General features: G+C 71.5%; 4 protein-coding genes. 2 read left to right on the top strand and 2 right to left on the bottom strand.

Translation table 11 applies throughout. The features are described from left to right. Positions 1-373: 373 nt before the first annotated feature. Positions 374-991: a DUF2537 domain-containing protein gene (locus F1721_RS34140; protein ID WP_150070990.1), complete on the bottom strand. Its 618-nt coding sequence runs from the start codon at positions 989-991 to the stop codon at positions 374-376. Further along, positions 991-1,803 (bottom strand): TrmH family RNA methyltransferase, encoded by an 813-nt coding sequence (locus F1721_RS34135; RefSeq protein ID WP_425474431.1) that lies wholly within the window; start codon positions 1,801-1,803, stop codon positions 991-993. The genes F1721_RS34140 and F1721_RS34135 overlap by 1 nt, the downstream gene beginning before the upstream one ends. Before the next feature lie 64 nt (positions 1,804-1,867). On the opposite strand from F1721_RS34135, the gene F1721_RS34130 reads away from it, so the two are divergent. Together F1721_RS34130 and F1721_RS34125 are read left to right on the top strand one after the other, a co-directional pair. Further along, the gene (locus F1721_RS34130; RefSeq protein WP_150070988.1) at positions 1,868-2,806 is read left to right on the top strand and encodes an aldo/keto reductase; all 939 of its coding nucleotides are present in this window, start codon (positions 1,868-1,870) and stop codon (positions 2,804-2,806) included. Between the two features lie 119 nt (positions 2,807-2,925). Then, entirely contained in the window at positions 2,926-4,428 is a 1,503-nt protein-coding gene (locus F1721_RS34125) for a glutamate-cysteine ligase family protein (protein WP_150070987.1), read from the top strand. Positions 4,429-4,649 lie beyond the last annotated feature (221 nt).

Below are 4,649 nucleotides of genomic sequence, written 5' to 3'. Positions count from 1 at the left end.
ACCCGAAGCTCCTGGCAGTCCTGGGTTGATCTTGGTCGACGATCCATCTACCAGGAGCTTCACTCACACCCAAGCCCCTCCACCCTGACCAGCAAAAATCAGGATGAAAAAGGCTCATTGAAATCGCATCCTGCCTGTGGACCGCAGCCGCGAAGAACGACCGGCACCGATCCCAAGGTCCTCGCATGCGCCGCCAGGCGCATACCCCACCCCCGCAACTCGCACCGCCGCGGGTTCTCAGCGTTCGCCCGGCGAGGACGGCCCTGACGCCGTGTATCGGTCATACACAAGTCAGGGGCACCCGGAGCTCAGGCGGACGCTGAGGTTCCGCCACCCGCACCGCCACGCAAAACGAGGTTGGAAAGCCTCGAGGTCAGACGTGCGGGAGGGTTGGGCCGAGGAGGCTGAGGAGGAGGACGAGCCAGGCGAGGACGATGCCCGCCGCCGTGCCGTAGGCGACCCAGCGCCAGACCGCGATGTTGCGGCCCAGCCAGATCGAGGGGGCGAAGCCCGCCGCCACCGCCAGGTTGACCACCGCCGCCAGGACACCGCTGACGTCCGCCAGGCCGAGGGTCACCACCACCAGGGTGACCGTCGCAATCGCCCCGACGATGGTGCTCACCACCAGCCCCGGGCCCCACGGCGTCGGCTCCTCCGCGGGCACCGGGACCGCGAAGCGGTGCGGGGGCGCGGGTCGCGGGCGGCCGATGCGGTCGAGGCGACCGCTGAGCGGGTCGAGGTAGCCGACCTGGCCGCCGGTCTCAGCGGCGAGCCGCATCGCCAGCTGGCGCCCGCGCTGGGAGATCAGCTCGCGGTCCGCGGCCGCGGTGTCCTCCTCGTGCGCCGCCTCCGCGACGTGCGCCCATTCGTGCAGGGCTTCGACCAGCGAGTCGGGCAGCCGCAGGCGGCTCGGGTCCACCTCCTGGTCGGCGTCGCGCACCAAGACCGCGCGGCCGGAGCGCGCGTGCAGTTCCCAACCGGACTCGCGCATCACACCCCGCTCATCGCGTGGAAGGCGATCGCCCCGGCCGTCGCGACGTTGAGCGAGTCCACCCCGCTGGCCATCGGGATCCGCACCGCCAGGTCCGCGGCGTTGATCGCCTCCTCGGTGAGGCCGGGGCCTTCCGAGCCGAGCAGCACCGCGACCCGCCCCTCGTCCAGCGCCGCGTCGCGAAGAGATTTCGCGTCTGCCCGCGGGGTCAGCGCCACGATCCGAAAACCGTTGTCGCGCAACAGCTTGAGATCTTCCGGCCAGGACTCCAGGTGCGCGAACGGCACCCGGAGCACGTGCCCCATCGACACCCGAACGCTGCGCCGGTACAGCGGGTCCGAGCAGCCAGCGCCCAGGAGCACGCCGTCGAGGTCGAGCGCGGCGGCGTTGCGGAACAGCGCACCCAGGTTCTCGTGGTCGCCGATGCCCTCCAGCACCGCCAGGCGGCGGGCCCGCCCGATCAGCTCGGCGGGCGGGACCGCCGGGGCGCGGTCGGCCACCGCCAGCACGCCGCGGTTGAGGTGGAATCCGACGACCTGCGCCATCACGTCGGCGCTCGTCACGTAGGCGGGCACGTCGAGGGCGGCGGTGGCATCGGCCAGCTCCTCGATCCGGCGGCGCACCCCGAACAGCGCCCGCACCGGGTACGGCGAGGCGAGCAGCCGCTCGACCACCACGACGCCTTCGGCGATCACCAGCCCGCGACCGCCCGGCCGGTCCGGTCGGCGGTCCGCGCGCGACAGATCGCGGAAGTCGTCGACCCGCGGATCGTCGGCCTCATCGATCTCGACAACGTGCGCCACGTACCGCATTCTCGCACCCGCCCCGGCCGCGCCGCCGCGGTCGGTCCTCCCCGCGCCGGAGTACGTTCGGGGTATGGCTCAGCTCGGCAGCACGACACTCGACGTCTTCCCCATCTGCCTCGGCGGCAACGTCTTCGGCTGGACCGCCGACCGCGACGAGTCCTTCGCCGTCCTGGACGGCTACGCGGCGGCGGGCGGCAACTTCATCGACACCGCCGACATGTACTCCGCCTGGGCACCGGGCAATTCCGGCGGCGAATCCGAGACGATCATCGGCGAGTGGCTGCGCGCCCGCGGCAACCGCGACGACGTCGTGGTCGCCACCAAGGTCGGGCGGCTGCCGCAGCGCCGCGGCCTGTCGGCGGCGAACATCAAGGCGGCTGCGGAAGATTCGCTGCGCCGCCTGGGCGTCGACCACATCGACCTCTACTACGCGCACGGCGACGACGACCCGACGATCCCGCTTGCCGAGACCCTCGGTGCCTTCGACGCCCTGGTGCGCGAGGGCAAGGTCCGCTACATCGCGGCGTCGAACTACACCGCGCCCCGGCTCGCCGAGGCGCTGGCGGTCTCGCGCCGCGAGGGACTTGCCGAATTCACCGCGCTGCAGCCGAAGTACAACCTCGTGGAGCGCGACGAGTTCGAGGGCGAGCTCGCGGACCTCTGCGCCGCGGAGAACCTGGGCGTGGCACCGTACTACGCCCTCGCCAAGGGTTTCCTGACCGGCAAGTACCGCACCGCGCAGGACGACTCGGGCAGCCCGCGCGCGGAAGGTGCTCGTGCGCACCTGCACGAGCGCGGTCTGCGGGTGCTCGCCGCGCTGGACGAGATCGCAACGCAGCGTAACGCCCCGGTGGCGTCGATCGCGTTGTCCTGGCTGCGCGTGCAACGCACCGTCACCGCCCCGATCGCCAGCGCCCGCACCACCGATCAGCTCGCCGACCTGCTGCTCGCCGCCGAGCTGGAGCTCACCGCGGAGGAGGTGCAGCGGCTCGACGACGCCTCCGCGTGATCACCCGCCTCCCCGCTCGGTGACACCGTTTTGGCCGCTGGTTCGGCGGGTACCGATGTGTCACGGTGGTTTCCCCAGCGCTGGGCGCTGACGTGCTGCCGATCGAGCGGAGAGACGGCATGGGACGGCACGTGGACGACCGAGGCTTCAAGCCGGTGGACCGGCAGCGGTATCGGAACAAGATGCAGCGCGGCCTGGACGCCCTGGCCCGGATGCTCGCCGACGGGAACTTCTCCTTCCCGCACCAGCAGATGGGGCTGGAGATGGAGTTGTGCCTGGTGGACCGGAACATGGAACCGTCGATGTCCAACGCCGAGGTGCTGGAGAAGATCGGCGAGCCGGCGCTGTTCACCACCGAGCTCGGCCAGCAGAACATCGAGCTCAACGTCGAGCCCCGGGTGCTGGCCGGGGACAGCGCGCTGAAGCTGGAGGAGGGGATGCGCGCCGCGCTCCGGCGGGCCGATGCCGGGGCGCACGACGCGGGCGCGAAGATCGTCATGATCGGCACGCTCCCCACGCTGCGCAGCGCCCACTTCGACCCCGGCTGGCTGTCCCGCAACCCGCGCTACTCGCTGCTCAACGAGCAGATCTTCCTGGCCCGCGGCGAGGAGATGCTGCTGGACATGGAGGGCGAGCCGCTCGGCGAGTCCTACCACGTCGAGCGGCTGCGCTCCTACGCCGACTCGATCCTGCCGGAGTCGGCGTGCACCTCGGTCCAGCTGCACCTGCAGGTCGCCCCGGAGGACTTCGCGCCGCACTGGAACGCCGCGCAGTGCCTGGCCGGGGTGCAGGTGGCGATCGGCGCGAATTCCCCGTTCCTGCTGGGCAAAGCTCTCTGGCACGAGACCCGGATCCCGCTGTTCCTGCAGGCCACCGACACCCGGCCGGAGGAGCTGAAGAACCAGGGCGTGCGGCCGCGGGTGTGGTTCGGGGAGCGGTGGATCACCTCGATCTTCGACCTGTTCGAGGAGAACGTCCGGTACTTCCCGGCGCTGCTGCCCGACCCGGAGGACGAGGACCCGGTGGCCGCGCTGGACGCGGGCCGCGCCCCGACGCTGGCCGAGCTGCGGCTGCACAACGGCACGATCTGGCGCTGGAACCGCCCGGTCTACGACCTGGTGGACGGGGTCCCGCACCTGCGCATCGAGAACCGGGTGCTGCCGTCGGGCCCGTCGGTGGTGGACATCATCGCCAACGCGGCGTTCTTCTACGGCGCGCAGCGGGCGCTCACCGAGCAGGACCGACCACTGTGGACGCAGATGTCCTTCGCCGCCGCGGAGGAGAACCTGTTCGCCGGGGCCCGCAGCGGTTTCGACGCCCACCTGTACTGGCCGGGCATCGGCTGGGTGGCCCCGGACGAGCTGGTGATGCGCCGCCTGCTGCCGATGGCCCACGAAGGCCTCCGCGCGTGCGGGGTCTCCGACGAGGCCCGCGAGCGCTACCTCGGCGTGATCGAGCAGCGCTGCCTGGCCCGCCGCAACGGTGCGACGTGGCAACGGGAAACCGTGGCCCGCCTGGAAGAACGCGGCGCGGACCGCCCCGCGGCCCTCACCACCATGCTGGAGCACTACATCGCCCTGGCCGACGCCGGGGACCCGGTCCACACCTGGCCGGTCGGCTGACCCCCGCCTCCGGCCCCGAGACTCCCCACCTCGCACCGCGCCCCGCGGAACCCGGTCCTCCTCCGCCGTACCGGCCCGGTGGACGCGATTTCAATGAGGTGATCTCAGTGGATTCGGCCGTGTTCGTGGTGGGTGAGGACGAGTGCGGCTTGGGCGATGTGGCCGGTTTTGCGGGGGCTGGCGGTGATGCGTTGCAGGGTGCGCCAGCGTTGGGTGAGCAG

Origin of the sequence: Saccharopolyspora hirsuta, from assembly GCF_008630535.1 — a bacterium.
GTDB classification, from domain to species: Bacteria; Actinomycetota; Actinomycetes; order Mycobacteriales; family Pseudonocardiaceae; genus Saccharopolyspora; species Saccharopolyspora hirsuta.
Note: the sequence above shows the minus strand (reverse complement) of the source record. Positions and strands in the feature narration are given on the sequence as shown.